Source organism: Aquipuribacter aurantiacus (genome assembly GCF_051216895.1).
Taxonomy (GTDB): Bacteria; Actinomycetota; Actinomycetes; order Actinomycetales; family JBBAYJ01; genus Aquipuribacter.
The window spans coordinates 218,583-236,197 of record NZ_JBPKAO010000004.1 but is presented as its reverse complement, the minus strand read 5'-3'; the positions used below and the strand labels follow the sequence as shown (position 1 = coordinate 236,197).

General features: G+C 74.0%; 11 protein-coding genes, 1 tRNA gene and 2 pseudogenes. 7 read left to right on the top strand and 7 right to left on the bottom strand.

All coding sequences use genetic code 11. From position 1 onward, the window contains the following. Window positions 1-188 precede the first annotated feature (188 nt). A complete protein-coding gene (locus ACR80Q_RS07765; RefSeq protein WP_435377019.1) occupies window positions 189-3,608 on the top strand; it encodes an endo-1,4-beta-xylanase in 3,420 nt (1,139 codons plus the stop codon). A gap of 144 nt (window positions 3,609-3,752) precedes the next feature. Here ACR80Q_RS07765 and ACR80Q_RS07760 read toward each other — a convergent pair whose 3' ends face one another. The 6 genes and pseudogenes from ACR80Q_RS07760 to ACR80Q_RS07735 all read right to left on the bottom strand — a co-directional run bounded on the left by ACR80Q_RS07760 (window position 3,753) and on the right by ACR80Q_RS07735 (window position 10,850). Beyond that, the gene (locus ACR80Q_RS07760; RefSeq protein WP_435377018.1) at window positions 3,753-4,889 is read right to left on the bottom strand and encodes a hypothetical protein; all 1,137 of its coding nucleotides are present in this window, start codon (window positions 4,887-4,889) and stop codon (window positions 3,753-3,755) included. Between the two features lie 181 nt (window positions 4,890-5,070). Further along, window positions 5,071-7,455 (bottom strand): beta-xylosidase/alpha-l-arabinosidase, encoded by a 2,385-nt coding sequence (locus ACR80Q_RS07755; RefSeq protein ID WP_435377017.1) that lies wholly within the window; start codon window positions 7,453-7,455, stop codon window positions 5,071-5,073. Window positions 7,456-7,512: 57 nt separating this feature from the next. Beyond that, on the bottom strand, window positions 7,513-8,610 hold the full coding sequence (locus ACR80Q_RS07750; RefSeq protein WP_435377120.1) for a carbohydrate ABC transporter permease: 1,098 nt from the start codon (window positions 8,608-8,610) through the stop codon (window positions 7,513-7,515). Continuing rightward, a pseudogene (locus ACR80Q_RS07745) lies at window positions 8,508-8,765 on the bottom strand (carbohydrate ABC transporter permease); the annotation flags it as partial. The gene ACR80Q_RS07750 and the pseudogene ACR80Q_RS07745, both read right to left, overlap by 103 nt. A 130-nt stretch (window positions 8,766-8,895) precedes the next feature. Further along, window positions 8,896-9,318, bottom strand: a pseudogene (locus ACR80Q_RS07740) (carbohydrate ABC transporter permease); the annotation flags it as partial. Window positions 9,319-9,548: 230 nt separating this feature from the next. Further along, window positions 9,549-10,850, bottom strand: a complete 1,302-nt coding sequence (locus ACR80Q_RS07735) for an ABC transporter substrate-binding protein (protein WP_435377016.1) — start codon at window positions 10,848-10,850, stop codon at window positions 9,549-9,551. 183 nt (window positions 10,851-11,033) lie between these two features. On the opposite strand from ACR80Q_RS07735, the gene ACR80Q_RS07730 reads away from it, so the two are divergent. Genes ACR80Q_RS07730 through ACR80Q_RS07720 form a run of 3 tightly spaced genes read left to right on the top strand, consistent with a single transcriptional unit; the run spans window position 11,034 to window position 14,288 of the window. Then, window positions 11,034-12,020 (top strand): LacI family DNA-binding transcriptional regulator, encoded by a 987-nt coding sequence (locus ACR80Q_RS07730; protein WP_435377015.1) that lies wholly within the window; start codon window positions 11,034-11,036, stop codon window positions 12,018-12,020. Window positions 12,021-12,057: 37 nt separating this feature from the next. After that, window positions 12,058-13,362, top strand: coding sequence for an endo-1,4-beta-xylanase (locus ACR80Q_RS07725; protein WP_435377014.1), 1,305 nt, complete (start codon window positions 12,058-12,060; stop codon window positions 13,360-13,362). Beyond that, a complete protein-coding gene (locus tag ACR80Q_RS07720) occupies window positions 13,359-14,288 on the top strand; it encodes an alpha/beta hydrolase fold domain-containing protein (protein WP_435377013.1) in 930 nt (309 codons plus the stop codon). Before ACR80Q_RS07725 ends, ACR80Q_RS07720 begins: the two co-directional genes overlap by 4 nt. 22 nt (window positions 14,289-14,310) lie before the next feature. On the opposite strand, the gene ACR80Q_RS07715 is transcribed toward ACR80Q_RS07720, so the two are convergent. Beyond that, window positions 14,311-16,497 carry an EAL domain-containing protein gene (locus tag ACR80Q_RS07715; protein WP_435377012.1) on the bottom strand — a complete coding sequence of 729 codons (2,187 nt, stop codon included), beginning with the start codon at window positions 16,495-16,497 and terminating at the stop codon, window positions 14,311-14,313. Between the two features lie 191 nt (window positions 16,498-16,688). Between ACR80Q_RS07715 and ACR80Q_RS07710 the strand changes: the two genes are divergently transcribed. From ACR80Q_RS07710 to ACR80Q_RS07700, 3 genes are all read left to right on the top strand, one after another. Then, window positions 16,689-17,006, top strand: coding sequence for a GNAT family N-acetyltransferase (locus ACR80Q_RS07710; RefSeq protein WP_435377011.1), 318 nt, complete (start codon window positions 16,689-16,691; stop codon window positions 17,004-17,006). A gap of 186 nt (window positions 17,007-17,192) precedes the next feature. Further along, the gene (locus tag ACR80Q_RS07705; RefSeq protein WP_435377010.1) at window positions 17,193-17,423 is read left to right on the top strand and encodes a hypothetical protein; all 231 of its coding nucleotides are present in this window, start codon (window positions 17,193-17,195) and stop codon (window positions 17,421-17,423) included. A gap of 69 nt (window positions 17,424-17,492) precedes the next feature. After that, window positions 17,493-17,565: transfer RNA gene (locus ACR80Q_RS07700), tRNA-Lys, on the top strand. The last annotated feature ends 50 nt before the right edge of the window (window positions 17,566-17,615 follow it).

Here is a 17,615-nt window from a genome sequence, read left to right as displayed (position 1 = left end):
CCGACGGGCCGGTCCCGGACGGGTCCCGGACGGGACCCGGACGCCCGTCGAAACGCTTGCTACCGCCGGTTTCGAGATCGTTTTCGATAACGTTCTACACAATCGGCCGAATCGCAGGTAGAAAGGGGGCGGGCGACCGCGTCGACGTGGTCGGCACCCACCCACATCCATCGCGAAGGGGCGATCAGATGCCACGGAACCACCTACGTCGTGCGCCGTGGGGGGCGGGCCTGCTGGCCCTCCTCCTGGCCGGCGGGGCAGCGTCAACGCTGCCCGCCGCCGCGGCCGAGGACGACACCACCACCGCCGACCCGGTGGTCGTGGTGAGCACCGACTTCTCCGACGGCACCATCGCGCCGTGGAGCCAGAGCGGCGGGCCCACGCTCACGGTCGAGCCCGTCGACGGCAACAACGCGCTGCGCGTCGGCAACCGCGCCAACGACTTCGACGGCATCCAGACCCCGCCCGGGGTGCTGACACCAGGTGTCGAGCACACGTTCTCGATGCGGGCGCGGCTCGCGCCCGGCACCGCGGGCTCGGCCGGGGTGCGGTTCGTCGTCAACCCGACGTTCACCTGGGTCGGCAACACCACGATGACGGCCGACGCGTGGACGACGGTGACGGGCACCTACACCCCTCCCGCCGGCAGCGACCCGCAGACCCGGGTCTACCTGGGCACCGGGGCGCTCGCGGGCCCCTACGACTACCTGGTGGACGACCTCGTCATCACGCGGGAGTCGACCGACACGGACCCGCCGCCCCCCACCGGGGGCGTGGTGCTGGAGACCGACTTCGAGGACGGCCTCGACGGCTGGGGCCCCCGCGCCGACGCGCAGGGCCCGCCCACCGTGGCGGTCACCGACACCGTCGCCAACACCGGTGACTTCTCCGCGCTGGTGAGCAACCGCACCTCCCAGGGCGACGGCATCGGCCGTGACCTCACGAACGTGCTGCAGACCGGCACGTCCTACTCCGTCAGCGCCTGGGTCCGGCTCGGCGCGGGCGCTGCCCCGGCCGACGTCTGGCTGTCGATGCAGCGCACCACCGGCGGCACCCAGTCGTTCGTCACCGTCGGGCAGTTCCCGGGCATCCGCTCCGACGCCTGGACGCAGGTCACCGCGACCTACCAGGCGCCGGACGCGGACGCGTCGTTCCTGTACTTCGAGACGGCGTTCCCCTCGGGCAGCTCGGCCGACCTGCTGGTCGACGACATCGTCATCACCGCCCAGACGCCCCCCGTCATCCAGGACATCACCCCGCTCAAGGACACGGTCGACTTCCCGATGGGCGTGGCCATCGACACCCGGGAGACCACCGGCTCGGCCTCGCAGCTGCTGACGCGTCACTTCAACCAGATCACGGCCGAGAACGCCATGAAGCCCGAAGGCTTCTACGGCGCCGACCGCAGGTTCCGCATCAGCGCGGAGTCCACGGCGCTCATGGACTACGCGGTCGACAACGACCTCGACCTGTACGGACACGTCCTGGTGTGGCACGCGCAGACCCCCGCGTGGTTCTTCCAGAACGCCGACGGCACCCCGCTGGGCACGACCGAGGCCGACAAGCAGGTGCTCCGCGAGCGGATGCGCACGCACATCTTCGACGTGGCCGAGTCGCTGAGCACCGGCGGCGGGTACGGCGAGTTCGGCAGCGACACCAACCCGGTCACGTCGTTCGACGTCATCAACGAGGTCGTGTCCGACGGCCGCGCCGAGGCCGACGGCCTGCGCCGCAGCGAGTGGTACCGCGTGCTGGGCGAGGAGTTCATCGACCTGTCGTTCCGCTACGCGGACGAGGCGTTCAACGACGAGTTCGCGGCCGACGGCAGCGACCGACCCGTCACGCTGTTCATCAACGACTACAACACCGAGCAGTCCGGCAAGCAGGACCGCTACCGCGCCCTGGTCGAGCGGCTGCTCGCCCGGGACGTGCCCATCGACGGCGTGGGGCACCAGTTCCACGTCAGCCTCGCGATGCCGGTGGCCAACCTGGAAGCGGCCCTCGCACGCTTCTCGGACCTGCCGCTGCAGCAGGTGGTGACCGAGCTCGACGTCACCACCGGCACCCCGGTGACCGAGGCGCTGCTCGTCGAGCAGGGCTACTACTACCGCGACGCCTTCCGGGCGTTCCGCGAGTACGCCGACCAGCTCTTCTCCGTCACCGTGTGGGGTCTGACCGACAACCGCAGCTGGCGGGCGGCCAACGGCGACCCGCTGCTGTTCGACAGCGCCCTGCAGGCCAAGCCCGCCTACTACGGGGCCGTCGACGGCGACCTGCCCGCCCGGCAGCGCTCGGCGTTCGTGTTCCGCGGCGACGTCCCCGTCGCCCCGGGGGCGACCGACGCGCTCGCGTGGTCGCAGCTGCCCCTCAACGACGTCGACGGGGTCGCAGCGTTCCAGCTCCGCTGGGAGAGCGACCACCTCACCGCCTACGTCGAGGTCGAGGACGCGGACGTCGAGGCGACCGACTCGGTCGAGCTGGTCGTCGGCGAGCAGAGCTGGACCGTCTCCCGTGACGGCTCCGGCGACGCGCAGTCCGTCGTCACGCAGACGGAGACCGGCTGGTCGGCGGTCGTCCGGCTGCCCGTGACCGGGCTGGCCGAGGGCGAGCAGGTGATGTTCGACCTGCGCGTCACCGACGGCGCCGAGACCGTCGCCTGGAACCTGGCCGGCGCCCTGGGCACGCTCACCCTCGTCGAGCCGCTGTCGTACACCGAGGTGCCGCAGACCGCGGTGGCCCCGGTCATCGACGGCGAGGTCGACGACGTCTGGGCGGGTGCTGACGTCATCACCACCGACAAGCAGATCGAGGGCACCGGTGGCGCCACCGCCGAGGTCCGCACCCTGTGGCAGGGCACCACGCTGTACGTGCTCGCGGAGGTCACCGACCCGGTGCTCGACGCGTCGGGCTCCGACCCGTGGATCCAGGACTCGGTCGAGATCTTCCTGGACGCCGGCAACGTCCGCAGCGGGCCCTACCGCTACGACGACACGCAGATCCGGATCAGCTACCTGAACCAGACCTCGTTCGGCACCGGGGACGAGGCCTTCCAGGTCAACCGGCTGCGGAGCGAGACGTCGGTCGTCGACGGCGGCTACGTCGTGGAGGCGGCGATCAGCCTGCTCGACTCCTCGGGCGTCAACACGTTCCACGGCTTCGACGTGCAGGTGAACGACGCCTCGAACGGGGCGCGCACGTCGATCCGCTCGTGGGCGGACCCGACCGGCCAGGGCTACCAGACCACCAGCCGGTGGGGGGTCGCCCAGCTCGTCGAGGCCGCGACCGAGCCGCAGCCCGAGCCCGACCCGGTCGTCACGGCCGCCCGCACGGTCCGTGCGGGCGACCCGGTGGCCGTGCAGCTGACGGGGTACCTGCCCGGAAGCACGGTGACGGTCCAGCTGCAGGGCCGCCGGGACGTGGTGGTCGCGACCACCGACGTCGTCGTCGGGGCGGACGGGGCGGCCTCGGCCGCCGTGACCGTGCCGCGCACGGCCGACCGCGGGCGGCAATCCGTCGTCGCGACGGCCGGTGAGGTGACGGCGTCGACCGGCGTCGTCGTCACCGGCCCGACCGTGCCGATCCGGGTGCCCGGGGGTGCCCGGGGCTGACGCACGACCTGCACCACCCGCACCCGACCGACAGCGCCCTCCGGTGCACCACCGGGGGGCGCTGTCGTGCGTGGGGCCCCGACCGCAAGGGGTCGTCCGGGGACACCCCGGGGACGGCGTGCAGATGGCTCGCGGAGCCGGTGGTCACCGCGCCCGGGGCGGACGGCCGAACACGGACCGGTCGTACCGCTCGTCCACGGCCTCGACCACCGCCGTCCAGCCCTGCCCGGCCCCGTGCCCGTCGACCTGCTCGAGCTCGACGACCACCCCCGTCGCCGCGTCGAGCCGGACGCGGTGCGCGGTCGGCCAGCCGCTCGACGCCCCGTCGAGCCGGGCCGGGGAGGCGCCGCCGTCAGCCAGGAGCCGGCGGGAGGCCACTTCACCGGGCAGCAGGGGGCAGCAGGAGCACCGGGGGTCGTAGGCGGCCGTCGGTGCGACCACCGCCTCCCACGCGGCGCGGCCCTGGTGGTCGACGGCCCTCGCCGCATCCGCCGGCCCGCCGTCCGGCGGCCCGCCGTCCAGCGGCCCGCCGTCCGGCGGCCCGCCGTCCAGCGGCCCGCCGTCCGGCGGCCCGCCGTCCAGCGGCCCGCCGTCCGGCGGCCCGCCGTCCAGCGGCCCGCCGTCCGGCGGCCCGCCGTCCAGCGGCCCGCCGTCCGGCGGCCCGCCGTCCAGCGGCCCGCCGTCCGGCGGCCCGCCGTCCAGCGGCCCGCCGGACACCGGCGGGACGAGGCGCACCGGCGGCACCGCAGGGTCGCGCCCGCCCCGTCCGCCGTCCTCGGTCGACACCGACCCGTCGGCCAGCTCCCACGGGTCCAGCATCGCGACCCACTGGTAGGTGCGCCACGGCAGGTTGCCGTAGTCGAGCCCGTCGTCCGGACCGTCCCCGACCGCCGGTCGTGCGGCGACGAGCCCGTCCCCGCGCAGCGTCGGTCGGGGTGCCCGCGGGTCGTCCACCCCGTAGTCGGCCGGTCCGACCGCCCACTCGCCGAGCTCGTGCTGCACGGGCAGCCCCCTGCGCTCGGCCAGCGCGGCGCCCGCCCGACCGGTGGGGCGCCACCCGCCCGGGCTCTCCTCCCACTCGGCGCTCAGCAGCCGCCCGGTGGCCAGGTCCTCGACGCGCAGGCCGTGCCGGCCGTCCACCCAGGCGCGGACCGGGTCACCCTCGACGGCGGGCAGCGGCCCGTCCGGGCCCTGTCCACCGTGCCAGGTGACGGCCAGCCGGAGCGTGCGCCAGCGCCACGGCGCCGACCGGGCCAGGGCGCGGAGGTCGTCCAGATCCATGCGTGGATTCTCACCCCCGGGCGCCAACGGCACCACCGGCGCCCACGGGGCGCCCCCGGCAGCAGCGACCAGGCCGCCCGGACCGTCCCGGGAGAACCCCTTGGTGCAGCTGTGGGCCGGGTCCCCTGGCCCGGGCAGGCGATCGGGCCGGACCCGACCCACAGCTGGATCTGGGGCGCCGTCAGGCGCGGGTGACCTCCGTGCGGGAGACGCGCGGGCAGTCCAGCGTGAGCTGGTGCACGCCACCGACCAGGGTGACCCGGGACTCGGCCGCGCGGGTCTGGCAGGTGCCGACCCACATCTCGACGTCGCCCGGCTCGACGACCCGCGTCATGGTCCGGTCGCTGAGGGCCAGCCGCGAGGTGGGGACGGAGAACCGCACGGTGACCTGCTCGCCCGCGGCCACCTCGACCCGCGCGAACGCGAGCAGCTGGGCGACGGGGCGCGTGACGGAGCCGACCACGTCGTGACCGTAGAGCTGGACCACCTCGACGCCGTCGCGGTCGCCGTCGTTGCGCAGCCGGACGTCCACGACGACCTCGCCGTCGGTGCGGACGGGACCGCCCGCCGGCTCCAGCGAGGCGTAGACGAACCGGGAGTAGCTGAGGCCGTGGCCGAACGGCAGGGCGGGCGCGGTGGGCAGGTTGCTCACCGATGACGCCCCGCCCAGGCGGGCGTGCAGGTAGGAGTACGGCTGCGACCCGCCCGAGCGCGGGATGCTCACGGGCAGCCGGCCCGACGGGTTGACCCGGCCGGACAGCACGCCCGCGACGGCGGCCGACCCCTCCTCGCCGGGGAAGAAGGCCTGCACCACGGCGGCGCAGCGCTGCAGCGCCCAGTCGACCGCGTACGGCCGACCGGTGAGCAGCACCATGACCACGGGGGTGCCGGTCGCCAGGACGGCCTCGACCAGCTCGCGCTGGACACCCGGCAGCTCCAGGTCGTCCCGGTCGCAGCCCTCCCCCACGGTGCCCCGGCCGAACAGTCCGGCCTGGTCACCGACCACCACGACGGCGACGTCGGCGCCGCTCGCGGCGCTCACCGCGTCGGCGATACCGCTGCGGTCCCCGTCGTCCACGGCGCAACCGACGGCCGCGCGGACCTCGGCGCCGGGCCACTCGGCCCGGACGGCGTCCAGGACGGTCGGCGCGGGCAGGCCGAGCGGGACCGAGGGGTGGTGCTCCAGCACGTGGTTGGCGAAGGAGTAGCAGCCGAAGAGCGCCTCGGACCGGGCCGAGTTGGGGCCGATGACGGCCACCGTCGACGGGCCGGCCAGCGGCAGCACGCCGTCGTTGGCCAGCAGCACCACGGACTCCTCGGCCAGCCGGGCGGCGATGGCCCGGTGCGCGGCCGGGTCGAGGTCGACGTCGGAGTCCAGGTCGCCGGGGGCGGTGGGCTCGGCGAAGTCGGCGTCGAGCAGGCCGAGCTCCTCCTTCTGCCGCAGCACCCGCAGCACCGCGGTGTCGACGAGCCCGACGGGCACCTCGCCCGCCTCCACGGCGCGCTGCAGCGGCGCCAGGTAGGCGTTGCCGGTCGGCAGCTCGACGTCGACGCCCGCGGCCAAGGCCTGCCCGGCGGCCTGACCGAGGTCGCCGGCCACGCCGTGCAGCGTCTGCAGGAACGCGACGCCGAAGTAGTCGGCCACCAGCGTGCCCTCGAAGCCCCACCGGTCGCGCAGCAGCTCGGTCAGCAGGCGGCGGTCGGACGCCACGGGGACGCCGTCGACGTCGGTGTAGGAGTGCATCACCGAACGGGCCCCGCCGTCCAGGACGGCCATCTCGAACGGCAGCAGCAGGACGTCGGCGAGCTCGCGCGGCCCGGCGTGCACCGGGGCCAGGTTGCGCCCGGCGCGCGAGGCGGAGTAGCCGACGAAGTGCTTGAGGGTGGCCACCTTGCCCTGGCTCTGCACGCCGCGGACGTAGGCGGTGCCGACGGTGCCGACCAGGTAGGGGTCCTCGCCGATGCACTCCTCGACGCGGCCCCAGCGGGCGTCGCGGACCACGTCGAGGACGGGCGCCAGGCCCTGGTGCACGCCCAGCGCGTCGAGGGACTCGCCGATCGCCGCACCCATCTGCTCGACGAGCTCCGGGTCGAAGCTGGCGCCCCACGCCAACGGGGTGGGGAACGTGGTGGCGCGCCACGCGGCGAGCCCGGTCAGGCACTCCTCGTGGGCGATCGCGGGGATGCCGAGGCGGGTCTCGGTGCGCAGCCAGCGCTGCAGCTCGCGCAGCCGACGGCGACCGGCGGCGGGCTCGATCGGGTTCGTGCCGAACACCCGGGTCAGGTGGCCCAGGCCGTTCGCCGCGAACGTCTCGAACTCCGGGGACTGGTCCTCGAGCATGGCGTCCTGCAGCGGGGCGACCACCTCGCCCTCGTCTCCCGCGCCCACCCAGAGCCCGACGATCTGGGCGAGCTTCTCGGGCAGGGTCATCTGCTCGAGCAGGTCCACCACCCGGTCGGAGAAGCCCGACCCGCCGTCGCGACCGAGGTCGTGGGTCGGCGTGCGTCCGCCGACGTGGGCGACGAGGGCGTCTGCGCCGCTGAGGCCCGCGTGCAGGTCCGTCATGGTGGTGCTCCTTCGTTCAGGGGACGGCCCGGTCAGGGGCCGTCGTGTGGAGTGGCCTCAGCCCTTGACCGCGCCCGCGAGCCCGCCGACGATCCAGCGCTGGGCCAGCAGGAAGAACACGAGCGCCGGGATCATGGCCAGCGACGCGAAGGCGAGGATGGCCGCGGTGTCCGAGGTGTACTGGGTGGAGAAGTTGGCCGTGCCCAGCGGCAGCGTGTACTGGTCCGGGCTGCCCAGGATCAGCAGCGGGAGCAGGTAGGCGTTCCAGGAGTTGACGAACGCCAGCACGCCGACGGTGACCAGCCCGGGTCCGGACAGTGGCAGCACGATGCGGCGGAAGAAGCCCAGCCGGCTGCAGCCGTCGATCATCGCGGCGTCCTCGAGCTCCTGGGGCAGGGCCCGCAGGAACGGGCGCAGGATCACGATGGTCACCGGGAGCGCGAACGCGGCCTGCGGCAGGGCGACACCCAGCGGGTTGTTCATCAGGTCGAGGCTGCGGACCAGGATGAACAGCGGCAGGATCGCGACCGTCAGCGGGAACAGCAGCCCGATGGTGAAGAACGTGTAGACCCCTTCGCGACCGCGGAACGAGTAGCGCGCCAGCGCGTAGGCGGCCATCACGCCGAAGACCACGACGATCGCGGTGGTGAGACCGGCCACCAGGGCCGAGTTCAGGACCTGACGCCAGAACCCGCTGCTGGTCAGCACGAGCTCGTACTTCTCGAAGATCCACGGGTCCGGCATGGCGACGGGGGCCGAGGCGATCTGGCCGTTGTCGCGGAACCCGTTGAGGATCGCGTAGAGCACGGGCCCGACCGAGAACAGCGCGACGACGCCGGCGATCAGGTACGTGAGGAGCGTGCTGACGCTGGCGCGGCGCCTGCGCCGGGGCGGCGAGTGCGGGGCCGGGACGCCGGTCGGACGGTCCAGGGTGGTGGTCATCGGACGGCCTTCCGCTTCTTCGGGGAGTCGTCGGTGTTGTCGACGCTGAGCACGAAGCGCTGGTAGAGCAGCGCGACGAACAGGGAGATGACGAACAGGATGACCGCGGCCGCGGTGCCGTAGCCCAGCCGCCCCCGGTCGAAGCCCTGCTGGATGAGGTACGTGGCCATCGTCTGCGTCGCGTTGCCCGGTCCGCCGCCGGTGAGGATCCAGACCATGTCGAAGAGCTGGAGCGCACCGATCATCGACAGGAACGCCCAGATGCGGATGGTCGGGCCGAGCAGCGGGATGGTGATGTTGCGCTGGATCTGCCACCAGCTGGCGCCGTCGAGCGCGGCGCCAGCTGGCGCCGTCGAGCGCGGCGCCAGCTGGCGCCGTCGAGCGCGGCGCCAGCTGGCGCCGTCGAGCGCGGCGCCAGCTGGCGCCGTCGAGCGCGGCGGCCTCGTTGAGCTCCAGCGGCACGCCCTGCAGCCCGGCCAGGAAGAGGATGATCGCGAAGCCGACGTACTTCCAGGTCAGCACCACGAAGAGGGTGTAGAGCGCGATGTCCTGGTCCCCGAGCCACAGCTGCCGGGCCCAGTCCAGGCCCGCGCCGGCGAGCAGGGAGTCGACCACCCCGCGCGGCTGCAGCATGAGCAGCCAGATCACTCCGGCGATGACCTCGGCCAGGACGTACGGCACGAAGATCATGGTCCGCAGCGCCGTGCGCCCGCGCAGCGGCCGGTTGAGCAGCAGCGCGATGCCCAGGCCCAGCGGCAGCTGCACCGCGAGCGACAGCACGACGATGACGAAGTTGTTGAGGATGGCCCCGCGGAAGACGCTGTCGCCGAGGGCCTGCTGGTAGTTGCCGATCCCGACGAAGTCGTCCACCGGGCCGAGGCCGTTCCAGTTGAACAGGCTGTAGTAGATGGCCTGCCCCATCGGCACCAGGGCGAAGAGCACGAACAGGGCCACGGCGGGGACGACGAGGACGGCGATCTCGAGGCGCTTGCGCCACTCGTTGCTCATCGGTCGACGCCCCTGCCGGTCCGGGCCCGCCGGCCGCGACGTCGCGCGGCCGGCGGGGTCCCGGGTCAGGACGGGAGCCGCAGCAGACCCCGGGTCGTCGGAGCGTTGCCGCTGACCGCCCGCTCCGGGGCCTGCTGCGGTGCTCACCGGGTGCCGGCCGCTGTCGTCATCGCGTCGATGATCCCCTGGCTGTCGGACTGCCCGGCGAACAGGAGCGAGACCTCGTCGTTCAGGGCGCCACCGACGTTCGGGCCGTACGTGACGTCCAGGTACAGCTGCACGTACTCGGCGTTGTCACGGGCCTCCAGCAGCGTCTGCATGTTGGGGTCCTCGACGGCCGACGTGGCCGCGGGCAGCGTGGGCAGGCCCGCGCCGGTGGCGCCGAAGGCGCTCTGGTTGTCCTCGTTGACGATGAACGCCAGGAAGTCGGCGCAGACGTCGGGGGCGTCGGCGGCGCAGGAGAAGCCGTCACCGCCACCCATGGCCGACGCGTTGCCCGCGCCGCCCTCGACCTCGGGGAACGGGAACCAGCCGAGGTCCTCGCCGAGGCCCTCGCCGCTGGGGGTCAGGTCGGCCATGACGGCCGGGTTCCAGTGGCCCATGAGCTCCATGCCCGCGAGGCCGTTGGCCAGCAGACCGGCGGAGCTGGTGGCGCCCTGCTGCGCCGGCGTGGCGAGGAAGCCCTCGTTGAACGGCTCGGCGTCGACGAGCTCCTGCACGAGGTCGCCCGCCTCGGTGAAGCACGGGTCGGAGAAGTCCAGCTCGAGCTGGGCGGTCTCCAGGGTCTCGGGGGCGCAGGTGCGGGTCGCGGCGTAGTAGTAGTACCAACCAGCCGGCCACGCGTCGGACGCACCGACGGCGATGGGGTCGACGTCGATGGCCTTGAGCGCGTCGATCGCGGCGTAGAGGTCGTCCATCGTGGCGGGCGCCTCGGTGATGCCGGCCTGCTCGAAGAGCGCCGTGTTGTACCAGAAGCCGCCCACGCCCAGGCTGTACGGGACGCCGTAGGTGGCGCCCTCGCTCTGCCAGCCGCCGATCGAGCCGCCGAGCGACTCGATGGCGTCGGGGATGCGGTCGGACAGGTCCATCAGGGCCCCGGCCTCGACCTGGTCGGCCATCTCGCCGCCACCCCACTGGGGGAGCACGTCGGGCGGGTCGTTGGACTGCAGCGCCACCTGCAGGCGGGTGCGCAGGTCCTCGTTCTGGATGGCCTCGACCTCGATGGTGACGCCGGAGTTCTCGGCCTCGAAGTCGTCCGCGACGCCCTGCCAGTAGCTCAGCAGGGGGTCGTTGTTGCCGTTGTGCCACCAGGTGAGGGTGACGTCGCCGCCGGCCTCACCCGCTGCGCTGGCGTCGTCGGTGCCTTCGGCTCCGCCGCCGCAAGCCGCGAGAAGGGCCACGCTCGCGCCCAGCGCGACGGCTGAGCGAATTCGGTTGATCGACATTGGTGTTCCTCGTCTTCGTCGACGGATCGGGACGGGCAGAGCCTGGCACGGCAGAATTCGGGGTGTCAATCGTTATCGATAACGTTTTACACACGATAGCGTGATCGCGTGAGACGGACCCAGCACGCAGCGACGCGTGCAGACACCACGCACGGCACCCCTCGACGTGCCGACCTGCACCGCGTGACGATCACCGACGTCGCGGAGGCGGCGGGGGTGTCCGTGGCGACGGTGTCGAAGGTCATCAACAGCCGCTACGGCGTCGCGGCCAAGACGTCGGCACGGGTGCAGCAGGTCATCGACGAGCTGGGCTACGAGTCCAGCCTGGTCGCCCGCAGCCTGCGCAGCCACCGCACCAACGTCATCGGCATCCTCGTCGCGGAGTTCGAGCCGTTCAGCACCGAGATCCTCAAGGGGACCTCGCGGGCGATCTCCGGCACGGGCTACGAGCTGCTGGCCTACTCCGGCGGCGGCCGGGCGGGGACCGCGGTGGGGTGGGAGCGGCGGTACCTGTCGCGGCTGTCCGGCACGCTGATCGACGGGGCGATCCTCGTCACGCCCACCGTGGTCGACACCGGCGGCCAGGTGCCCGTGGTGGCCATCGACCCCCACGCGGGGCCGGCCCACATGCCGACCGTCGACTCCGACAACCAGCACGGCGCCCAGCTCGCCACGGAGCACCTGCTGCGCCTGGGCCACCGGCGCATCGGGTTCCTCGGCGGACGACCCGACCTGGAGTCGTCCCGGCTGCGGGAGGCCGGCTACCGCAGCGCGCTCGCCGCGGCGGGCGTCGACGTCGACCCCGCCCTGCTGCGCGTCGCCGACTACCGGCAGGAGGGCGCGGCCCAGCCGGCCCGGGAGCTGCTGAGCCTGCCCGACCGGCCGACCGCGGTGTTCGCGGCCAACGACCTGTCGGCCATCGGGACGCTGGACGTGGCCGCCGAGCTGGGCCTGTCGGTGCCGGGCGACCTGTCGGTGGTCGGCTTCGACAACGTGCCCGAGTCCGCGCTGACCACCCCTCCGCTGACGACCATCGCCCAGCCCATGCAGCGCATGGGGTCGGAGGCGGTGACGCTGCTCATCCAGCTGATGTCCGGCGACGAGCCCGGCGGCACCCACGTGCGGCTGCCGGTCGAGCTCGTCGAGCGCGGCTCCACCCGCGCCGTCTGACCTGCCCTCGTCCACACCCCCGTCCCGAGAGGACCCCGTGCCCACCTCCGACGTCGCCGCGGCACCTGCCGCCACCGACCCCGCCCTCGCCCATCGCACCGCCGACGCCACGCTGGTCCTGACCGGCACCGACGGCCTCCCCCTCGCCCACACCGACGTGGTCGTCGAGCAGACCCGGCACGCCTTCGCGTTCGGCAACATCGGCTTCGACCTCGTGCCGCTGGCCAACGGGGAGACCGGCGCCGCCCCCGGCAACGCCTTCGGCGGCGCGACGCAGTCGCTGGACCACCTGGCCGAGCTGTGGTTCGAGCTCTACAACACCGCCACGCTGCCGTTCTACTGGGCCGGGTTCGAGCCCCGGCGCGGCGAGCCCGACACCGACCGGCTGCTGAGGGCGGCCCGCTGGTTCGCCGACCGTGGCGCGAGCGTCAAGGGCCACCCGCTGATGTGGCACACCCTGGCCCCGGACTGGCTGCGCGAGCTGCCCACCGACGAGGTCGAGGCGGTGCAACGGGCCCGGATCACGCGCGAGGTGAGCGGCTTCGCCGGGGTCGTCGACACCTGGGACGCGATCAACGAGGTCGTCATCATGCCGGTGTTCGACAACGAGGAGCACCAGAACGCCATCACCCGGCTGTGCCTGGAACGGGGCCGGATCGCCACGATCCGGCTCGCGTTCGAGCAGGCCCGGGCGGCCGACCCGGGCGCGACGCTGCTGCTCAACGACTTCGACCTGTCGACGGCCTACGAGTGCCTGATCGAGGGCGTGCTCGAGGCCGGCATCCAGGTGGACGCGCTCGGGCTGCAGAGCCACATGCACCAGGGGTACTGGGGCGAGGAGCGCACGCTGGCCACCGTGGACCGGTTCGCCCGTTTCGGCCTGCCCATCCACCTCACCGAGACGACGCTGCTGTCCGGGGACCTGATGCCGCCGGAGATCGAGGACCTCAACGACTACCAGCCGGAGCACTGGCCGGGCACGGCCGAGGGCGAGCAGCGGCAGGCCGAGGAGATGGTCCGGCACTACCGGGCCCTGGTCTCCCACCCCTCCGTCGAGGCCATCACCTACTGGGGACTGACCGACGACGGCGCCTGGCTCGGCGCCCCCGTGGGCCTGGTCCGCTCCGACGGCACGCCCAAGCCGTCCTTCCACGCCCTGCGCGACCTGCTCAAGCGCGAGTGGTGGGTGGCCCCGACCACGCTGCGCACCGACGACGCGGGCCGGGTGCGGGTCCGGGGACTGCTCGGCGACTACCGGGTGAGCGGCAACGGGTGGTCGTCCACGTGCGCGCTCGGGGCGAGCGGTCCGGCCACGATCCCGGTGACCCAGCCGGCCCCGTGAGCCGGCGCTCCCTCCGGGCCGGCCTCACCACGTGGCGGCTGCGGCGCGGCAAGGACACCGGGGACCTGTCGGGCTCGTTCGAGGCGGCCGCGAGGCTCGAGGTCGACGGTCGCCCCGACCCCACCCCGCCCCGTCGCACCACGTGGGGGCTCGTCGTGTCCCGGCGGGTCGTCCACGACAGCGTCGTGATCGTCCTGCGGCCCCGCGGGGGCACACCGCACCGGGCGGTGCTGTACGTCCACGGCGGCGGCTACGTCGACGACATCAACCCGGGCGCCTGGGCGGCGTGCGCACGCCTGGCGCGCGCCACCGGGGCCGAGGTCTGGGTCGTCGCCTACCGCCTCGCCCCCCGGCAGACGGCGGGCACCACCGTCCCGCAGGTCCGGGCGGTCTACGAGCAGCTGGTGTCGGAGCGGTCGCCGGACGCGGTCGCCGTCCTCGGCGACTCGGCGGGCGGCGGGCTCGCGCTGGCCGTCCTCCAGGACGCCGTCGCCCGCGAGGTCCCCGCACCGGCCCTGCTCGCGCTGGTCTCGCCGTGGGTCGACGTGACGCTGCCCGACCCCGACGTCGAGGGCGCCGAGGCCCGGGACGTCATGCTCGACCGAGGGCGCCTGCTCGCGGCCGGGCTCGCCTACGCCGGCGACCTGGACCCCACCGACCCCCGGGTGAGCCCGGTCAACGGTCCCATGACCGGACTGCCCCCGGTCTGGATCACCGCCGCCGGGGACGACGCGCTGGTCTACCAGGGACGTCGGCTCCGGGACGCCCTGGTGGCGGGCGGGGTGCCGGTCACCTACAGGGAGGACCCGGCGATGATGCACGTCCACGCGTTCTTCCCGGTCCCCGAGGGCAGGCGGGCGATCGCACCGGTGGTCGCCGCCATCCGCGACCTGCCGGGCCCGTCGGCCCGGGCCACCAGGACCTGACGCCCCGGCGGCGCCCGGCGACCTACCCCGGCAGCAGCGACGGTCGGCCGGCCACGTCCACGACCGGTCCGGGCGGGACGGCCCGGGTCGCGTCGGCCCAGCCGTCGGCCGGCCGGCCGAGGTGGTACCCCTGCGCCAGGTGGACGCCGCAGCCGCGCAGCGCCTGGAGGTCCTCGGCCGTCTCGACCCCCTCGGCGCACACCCGGGCGCCGACCGCCGCCGACAGCCCCACCACCAGCTCGACGAGCCGGAGGCGACGAGGGTCGGTGGCGCACCCGGAGACGACCTCCCGGTCGATCTTGACGATGTCGGGCAGGACCGCGAGCAGACGACCGAGGTCCCCCGTGCCGGCCCCCAGGTCGTCGACGGCGACCACGGCCCCGCGGGCCCGCAGGCCTGCGGCGGCGCCCGCGACGTCGTCGTGGTCCTCGACCCTCCCGACGAGACGCTCCTCGACCAGCTCGACCACGACACCGGTGAGGTCGGCGGGCAGACGCTCCCAGAAGCGTGGGGAGGCCAGGGCCGCGGGGCTGACGTTGACGAAGAGCAGCGACCCGGCGGGACGGCCGGGCACGGCCGTGGCGAGGGTGACCAGGTGGGCCTCCAGAAGGTCACCGATGCCGTCCTCGTGCGCCTGCGCGAACACCCGCGGCACGTCGTGGTCGTGCTCGAACCGCGCCAGCGCCTCGTGCCCGATGACGGTGCCGTCGTTCACGTCGACCACGGGCTGCACGACCACGCGGGCCGAGCGGGCCCAGCCGGGCAGCCCGTCGCAGACCGCGTCGGCGTGGGCGACGACGACCCGGTCACGACCGCGACGCTTGGCCTCGTACAGCGCCCCGTCCGCCGCACCGATGGCTCGGTCCGGGTCGGTCTCCGGGTCCCACACCGCCAGCCCGGCCGAGAACGACTGGGCCCCCGGGGTGACCTCGCGCAGCCGTCGCAGCACCGGCAGTGCGGTCGCGGTGTCCATGCCGGGCAGCAGCACGGAGAACTCCTCGCCGCCGTAGCGGGCGAGCATGGCGCCCGACCCGTCGAGCACCTCGGTCCAGGCGCTGGCGGCCTCGCGCAGCAACCGGTCCCCGGCCTGGTGACCGTGCCGGTCGTTGTAGCGCTTGAAGCGGTCCAGGTCCAGGATGGCCACCGCCAGCGGGGTGCCGTCCCGGCGGGCCGCCGCGCAGGCCCGGGACAGCTCGTGGTCCCAGGTGCGTCGGTTGGGGATGCCGGTCAGCCCGTCCACCCGGGCCAGGGCCGCGAGCTGGACGGCCTGCACCTGCACCTGCTCGAGCAGGCCCGCCATGCGCAGCAGGACCAGCAGCGAGAGCAGGGCCGACCCGACGGCGAGGCTCAGCCAGGGCACCTCGCCGAACATCCAGCCGTGCAGGGCGAGCGTGACGGCGGGCAGCGTCGAGGCCGCGGCCAGGGCCAGCAGCCGCCGTCTGGTCGCGACGACGGGCTCGTGGTGCGGCGGCGCCTCCGCGGAGGCGCGCAGCGAACGGGACATGGTCGCCAGCGCCAGCAGCACGTAGCCGAGCAGCCACCCGACGTCGAGCCACCGGCTCTCGAAGCCCGTCCCGCGGCTGACCACCCCGACGTTCCAGGCGATGTCGGTGACCAGCGTGACCGCCAGGGAGGCGATGAGCAGCCGGTAGGCCGCGGTGAGCGCCCCGGGCGTGGCGAGCAGCCGGGCGAGCACGGCGAGCAGGAACAGGTCGAGGAGCGGGTAGGCCGTGGTGACGAACCGCCCCAGCAGACCGACGTCGGCCGCCGTCGCCGCGGGGGCGATGACGAAGGAGAAGGCCGGGACCCCCACCCCGACGGCGACGATGGCGGCGTCGAGCACCGCGGTGCGGTCACGGCCGGCGCGACGGGTGCGCACCATGGTCAGCGCCCCGGCGGCGAGGGCGACGTAGCCGACGAGGTAGACGAGGTCGGACCAGGCCGGCCACATGTCGAGGCCGAGGACCTCGTTCTCCACCAGCCACACCAGGTCACCGGTCACCCAGGCCGAGTACCCCAGCAGCAGCCAGCGCCACGCCCACGGTCGTTCCGGGGCCGCGATCGTCAACCCCACCCAGGCCACGACCACGGTGGCCACCGACACCAGGGTGTACAGCTCGAACGGACCGACGGGCACCGAGCCGAAGGCGGCGTACGTCAGCAGCCCCAGCACGAGGAGGGCGGCGGCGACGGCGGCGGGACGGGGCACGTCCCGGTGATCGACGCGGCGGGCGGGTGTGGTGAGGCGGCGCCCCGGCGCTCACCCGTTCGGCGGTGCGCCTCAGCGGGCCTCGAGCACCCGTTCCGCCGTCTGCGGCAGCATCACCTGCTGACCCCGCGCGGTGAACCAGCCGTCGCTCGCGAGGCGGCCGACGAAACCGTCCTGGGTACCGTCGTCCCATGACCGACACCGCAGACGTCGTGGTCGCCGACGCCCCCGAGCGCGACCGGTACGAGGCCCACGTGGCCGGCGAGCTGGCCGGCTGGTCGGAGTACCACGTGACGCCCCAGATGCTCGTCTTCACCCACACCGAGGTGCAGCCGGCCTTCGAGGGCCGGGGCGTCGGCAGCGCCCTGGCCCGGTACGCCCTGGACGACGTCCGCTGCCGTGGCCTGCGGGCCCTGGCCGTCTGCCCGTTCGTGCTCGGCTGGATCCGTCGCCACCCGGCCTACGCCGACCTGGAGTACCGCTCGCGCACCCGGGCCGACGTCGACTGAGCAGGCCGACGAGCGCCGCGGCACCGTGCCCGCCGACCTGCAGCGCTTCGCCGACCGCGAGCAGGACGCCCGCGCCCGGCGCTGATCGGGCGAACGCACCCCCCCACGGGTCAAGTCCGGTGGGGGGTGCGTCGATCGGGGCAGATGGGCGTCCGCACCGGCGGGCCCGGACCACGAGGAGGAACCGTGCCCGACCAGGGGGACCACCCGCAGGAGACGCCAGGCGTCGACGAGGCCGTCATGGGTCTGCTGCACGACCACGTGCCGCTGACCCTGCTCGTCGACCTGGTCGACGCACCGGCGTCGGAGCAGGTGCTGGTCGAGGAGGGTATGCCCGACGACCGGTGGTGGGAGAGCTCGGAGCACCACGGCGGGCGCGAGCACGACGGCGGCCTCGACCGCCCCGCGCAGGCCTGAGGCCGCCCGGACGAGGCCGGGGCCCGAACGGATTTCGACCGACCGCCGACCGCTGGTAATCTCTGCGACGCACCGCTAGCTCAATTGGCAGAGCAGCTGACTCTTAATCAGCGGGTTGCCGGTTCAAGTCCGGCGCGGTGCACAGCAGGCAGGAGGCCGTCCCCGCACCCGGGGACGGCCTCCCGTCGTCGG